This window comes from Sulfurirhabdus autotrophica (assembly GCF_004346685.1).
GTDB lineage: Bacteria > Pseudomonadota > Gammaproteobacteria > Burkholderiales > SMCO01 > Sulfurirhabdus > Sulfurirhabdus autotrophica.
In genome coordinates, this window is sequence record NZ_SMCO01000042.1 from 1 (window position 1) to 4,141 (window position 4,141).

Annotated in this window: 8 protein-coding genes; all 8 read left to right on the top strand. The window is 49.6% G+C overall.

From position 1 onward, the window contains the following. The coding region (locus tag EDC63_RS18215) for a heavy metal translocating P-type ATPase (RefSeq protein ID WP_132920983.1) at positions 1 to 870 on the top strand (870 nt) is incomplete at its 5' end. A 94-nt stretch (positions 871 to 964) separates the two neighbouring features. Further along, positions 965 to 1,195 carry a glutaredoxin family protein gene (locus EDC63_RS18220; protein ID WP_124946851.1) on the top strand — a complete coding sequence of 77 codons (231 nt, stop codon included), beginning with the start codon at positions 965 to 967 and terminating at the stop codon, positions 1,193 to 1,195. A 3-nt stretch (positions 1,196 to 1,198) separates the two neighbouring features. Next, the gene (locus tag EDC63_RS18225) at positions 1,199 to 1,468 is read left to right on the top strand and encodes a TFIIB-type zinc ribbon-containing protein (protein ID WP_124946852.1); all 270 of its coding nucleotides are present in this window, start codon (positions 1,199 to 1,201) and stop codon (positions 1,466 to 1,468) included. 153 nt (positions 1,469 to 1,621) lie between these two features. Further along, on the top strand, positions 1,622 to 2,239 hold the full coding sequence (flgB, locus tag EDC63_RS18230; protein ID WP_124946853.1) for a flagellar basal body rod protein FlgB: 618 nt from the start codon (positions 1,622 to 1,624) through the stop codon (positions 2,237 to 2,239). A gap of 108 nt (positions 2,240 to 2,347) precedes the next feature. Further along, the gene (locus EDC63_RS18235; protein WP_223272301.1) at positions 2,348 to 2,677 is read left to right on the top strand and encodes a DUF302 domain-containing protein; all 330 of its coding nucleotides are present in this window, start codon (positions 2,348 to 2,350) and stop codon (positions 2,675 to 2,677) included. 52 nt (positions 2,678 to 2,729) lie between these two features. Next, complete coding sequence (locus tag EDC63_RS18240) at positions 2,730 to 3,194, top strand: hypothetical protein (protein ID WP_124946855.1); 465 nt, start codon at positions 2,730 to 2,732, stop codon at positions 3,192 to 3,194. Positions 3,195 to 3,262: 68 nt separating this feature from the next. After that, positions 3,263 to 3,514: an SHOCT domain-containing protein gene (locus EDC63_RS18245; protein ID WP_124946856.1), complete on the top strand. Its 252-nt coding sequence runs from the start codon at positions 3,263 to 3,265 to the stop codon at positions 3,512 to 3,514. 222 nt (positions 3,515 to 3,736) lie between these two features. Beyond that, complete coding sequence (locus EDC63_RS18250; RefSeq protein WP_124946857.1) at positions 3,737 to 4,087, top strand: hypothetical protein; 351 nt, start codon at positions 3,737 to 3,739, stop codon at positions 4,085 to 4,087. Positions 4,088 to 4,141: the final 54 nt, after the last annotated feature.

Here is a 4,141-nt window from a genome sequence, read left to right on the forward strand (position 1 = left end):
GTTGCGCTCAATGGCTATTCTGAAGTTCTGATTTTGGCTGGGGCAGCAGCGTTGGAGTCTCGTTCGCAACATCCGCTGGCTCAGGCAATTTTGAATCGCGCCAAGTCCGACGGCATACAGTCTCGCCCAGTTGAAGATTTTCAGTCGATGACTGGTTCAGGCGCACGGGGAAATGTTGGAGGGGAACAGCTATACATCGGCAACCCTAAACTGTTTATCGAACTAGGACTTTCAATTGAAACTGTTTCGCCACAGATAGCGAAATTACAGAGCCAAGGCAAGACAGTAGTCTTGCTTGGAACTGAAAGTGAGCTTCACGGCATGATAGCCATTGCTGACCCGCTACGGCCGGAAGCTGTGCAAGCCATCGCCGATCTGAAACAGGCAGGTATAGAAATGGTTGTGATGTTGACCGGAGATAATTCACTTACAGCAGCAGCTATTGCGCAACAAGTGGGTGTAGATGAAGTGCACGCGGAACTCTCGCCTGAAGGTAAAACACTCAAGGTTGCCGAATTGACCGCGCGCTACGGCAAGGTTGCAATGGTCGGCGACGGTGTGAACGATGCACCAGCGTTGGCAGCTGCACACGTAGGTATCGCCATGGGTGCGGCAGGAACCGATGTGGCATTGGAAACGGCGGACATGGCCCTGATGGGGGATGATCTTTCCCGGCTGGTTTATGCCGTAGCGCTCAGCCATCGGAACCAGCGGGTAATTGAGCAGAATCTCGGACTGTCGATCATTGTGATTGGGAGTTTGGTTGCAGGGGCTGTCGCAGGAGTCTTTACCTTACCGATGGCGGTGATCGCGCATGAGATCAGCGAGTTTGTGGTAATTGCGAGTGGGTTGCGCATGTTACGTACATAACAACGCAGTAATGTGGTCTGTAGCCAGGAAACTTGGCGTGTCTTCGGGTTGGTAATAACTTTGAGTAATATACATTGGTAGCAGGAGAAACATTTTGGAACTAAAACTCATTACTACCTATACATGTCACTGTGACTTTATTGAGAAGGAATTGAACGATTTGGGACTTACCTTTGAGCGTTATTACGCTGAGGAGCACCCTGAGCTCGTGGAGCGGTTCAATATTCGTCATTGCCCTGTATTGATTGTTAATGATGCGCGCGTCATTGCCGTGGATGGCTTGACGGAAGGACAAGTCATGTCATTGTTGATAGATGGAAATTAAAAAATGAAATGCCCGATATGTAAAGAAGTGAATCTGGTGATGACCGAGCGACAGGCAATTGAAATCGATTATTGCCCTGAGTGTCGCGGTGTGTGGCTGGATCGCGGCGAGTTGGACAAGTTTATCGAGTATGCGGAGCGACAGGCCAGCGACAGGTCACGCGTTGATTCCCCTGACAGAGCACGCGAAACGGTGAGACAGGAACGCTATTACCGCGATGACGACCATCGGGACAGGCAACATAAGTCTTTTCTGCGCGAACTGTTTGATTAAACGAGACACGTGCAGGGGGTTTGGATGGTCGACTTGCATGAGGTAAACCTGCGGAAACACCAGCAGAAACGTGATGATGTGTAACAGAGCTAGCGGGCGCTCATGGAACGGCAGGCGCCATATTTTTGGACTTTAATGATCAAAAGATGACTTATGAGTCAGATAAATGGAATAGGTAATGTAACCTATAGCGCCCTCCCCTTGGCAGCTGAAAATGATTTTTCAAGTCAGGGAGCAACGCAGACGTTCTCTGCTGCGTATAAGCTAGCTTTAGCTAACGCGGCACTTCCCCAAGAGACGGCCCCAACAGTAAATTCCTTGTCGTCGGTCAATGAAGCCGGACACATTCCCCTAACGGGGCTGCAACAGAAAGAAGGTGGTGAAGAGGTTCATGAAATTGCACTGGGGCTGCGAGCCTATCGTCAGCAGCTTTTGGCATCGAATATCGCAAATGCAGATACGCCCGGTTACAAGGCAGTCGATATTGATTTTCAGGAAGCATTGCGTATTTCGAGGACGATAGTGCTAGGGTTGGCTGGAAAACTTTTGGCAACCTCCGCAGGACACTTGTCCCATCAGGCAACAATTCGATATTCCAGCATTCCGCTGAAATATCATGTTCCCCAACAGGCCAGTATTGATGGTAATACCGTTGAAATGGATGTAGAGATGGCCAAATTTACCGGGAATGCTTTGATGTATCAGTTCGCCATGGATCGGGCGGGAGGACACTATAAGGAAATGCTGGGGTTGCTGAAGGGTCTTACATGACAGACGTTATTGTGAAGTATATTTTAACTGGACGAAAGGAGCACCAAAATGATCAAGTACGGATTCGGAAAAACCGTTAACAAGTCATTCGACGACGCGATTTGGCATGTGACCGAAGCACTCCGGGGCGAGGGCTTCGGCATACTCTCCGATATTGACATCGCGGGCGCAATGAAGAAGAAGCTCAACCTGGACATGTCGCCTTACCGAATACTGGGTGCGTGTAATCCACCTTTGGCGCACCGCGCTCTGGAAAGCGAAGCATCCATCGGTTTGCTCCTTCCTTGTAACGTCGTGGTGCGGCAGGATGAAGCCGGGGAGGTTCATGTGGAATTCATGGATCCGAATGCGGTAATGGATCTGGTTGGCAAGCCTGAAATCACAGCGTTGGCCAGTGAGGTTAGGCTAAAGCTGGTTAAAGCACTTCAAGCTTTGTAGGTTTTCCACAAGGAAATTGTTTCTTCTGATCTGTATGGTAAGGAGGTAAATCATGGGAAAAAGCAAAACTGTTTCAAAAATGGCTGCCGGCGCAGCGGTTGCAATTTGTCTATCTACAGTTCATGTTGCACAGGCTGAAGACAACCCCTTCGACATGCAGATTTTGTCGAAGGGAGGCGCAACTGGCCAGAAATTGGCGCAAGGCATGTGCGGTGGCCGTTGGGGTGGCATGACGGAAGGCATGATGATGGGTGGAGCGATGCCGCGTGGTGTAGATCCGGCGCAGTTGCCGGAACCCCAGTCCTCAGGGGCGCGGTTGGTCAATCAGTACTGTACGCAGTGCCATGGCATTCCCACGCCTGCTCTGCACAGTGCCCCCGGATGGGCGCCGGTGGTAGGACGCATGAATGCGCGCATGCAATGGATGAAGCAAAACAGCGGTATGGCTATTGCCGCGCCGACTCCAGAGGAGTTGCAAGTAGTTCTCGGATATATGCAGGCTAATGCCGCTAAGTAGGAGAGTTACCTCGCGATAGCGGTTTCATTGAGGCAGGCTACCCAGTACCTATATTGAAGGAGCACAGAATGTGGATGAATTATGACGGTTACGGTATGGGCTGGCATTGGTTGGGGTGGCTAGGGATGGCGTTTTTCTGGCTGATTCCGATATTGCTGGTGCTGGTGGTGGTGAAGTATCTGATGGGAAGCCGTCTTTCGAACGCCACGGATGGTGACAAAAAGCCCGATGCGCTGGCCGTCCTGGAAGAAAGGTATGCTCGAGGAGAAATCGATCGCGAAGAGTACTTGTTAAAACGTAATGACTTGAAGCAAGGTTGACTGACTCGTTTAACCTAATCCTGAGTTTGATTCAATTGCCATAGGAGATTGGAATGAATAAATATATATTTTTAGCGGTGTTGTCTATTACTGTGTCAATGCGATCTTTTGCTGAAGTAGCCAAAACCGAGTCGTCAGACCAGAGTTGTGACTAGGGAATGGTTAAAATACATGCGCTATCTCATGCCGAAGGCGTGAGTTGATGTCATTCAAAGATAAGACATGAAGAGATATATTCGTCACACTATTTTTCTGCTCGTGATCACACTCGTGATCAACGTTGGCGGCTGGACGTTTAACAAAGAAGCTGTGGCCGACTTGTTGCTCGACGAACAACAGAGTGTGGCATTAGACAACGATCAGTCTGTTACCAGCACAGATACGGCAAAACTTGTTACGGTGCAAACTCCATGCAACCACTGGTGTCATGTTGTTGGAAATCTTATGGGGTTACTCAGTTATTGGTCCTCTGATTTCCCCGTATTTACAAACGGTCAAATCCCTTATTCATCCCCAGTTATTGCACCTTCACCCACGGACGGCCAATTCAGGCCACCCCGCGCCATTTCCTGACGTTTTTCCACGCATAGTTGCTGTTGTTGAATTTTTGAGGTGTGACTTGCCATT

Bases quoted from the DNA above. Each gene is read 5' to 3' on its own strand.
- EDC63_RS18225 (WP_124946852.1), top strand. From the start codon at position 1,199: ATGAAATGCCCGATATGTAAAGAAGTGAATCTGGTGATGACCGAGCGA.
- flgB (WP_124946853.1), top strand. From the start codon at position 1,622: ATGAGTCAGATAAATGGAATAGGTAATGTAACCTATAGCGCCCTCCCC.
- EDC63_RS18240 (WP_124946855.1), top strand. From the start codon at position 2,730: ATGGGAAAAAGCAAAACTGTTTCAAAAATGGCTGCCGGCGCAGCGGTT.
- EDC63_RS18245 (WP_124946856.1), top strand. From the start codon at position 3,263: ATGTGGATGAATTATGACGGTTACGGTATGGGCTGGCATTGGTTGGGG.
- EDC63_RS18250 (WP_124946857.1), top strand. From the start codon at position 3,737: ATGAAGAGATATATTCGTCACACTATTTTTCTGCTCGTGATCACACTC.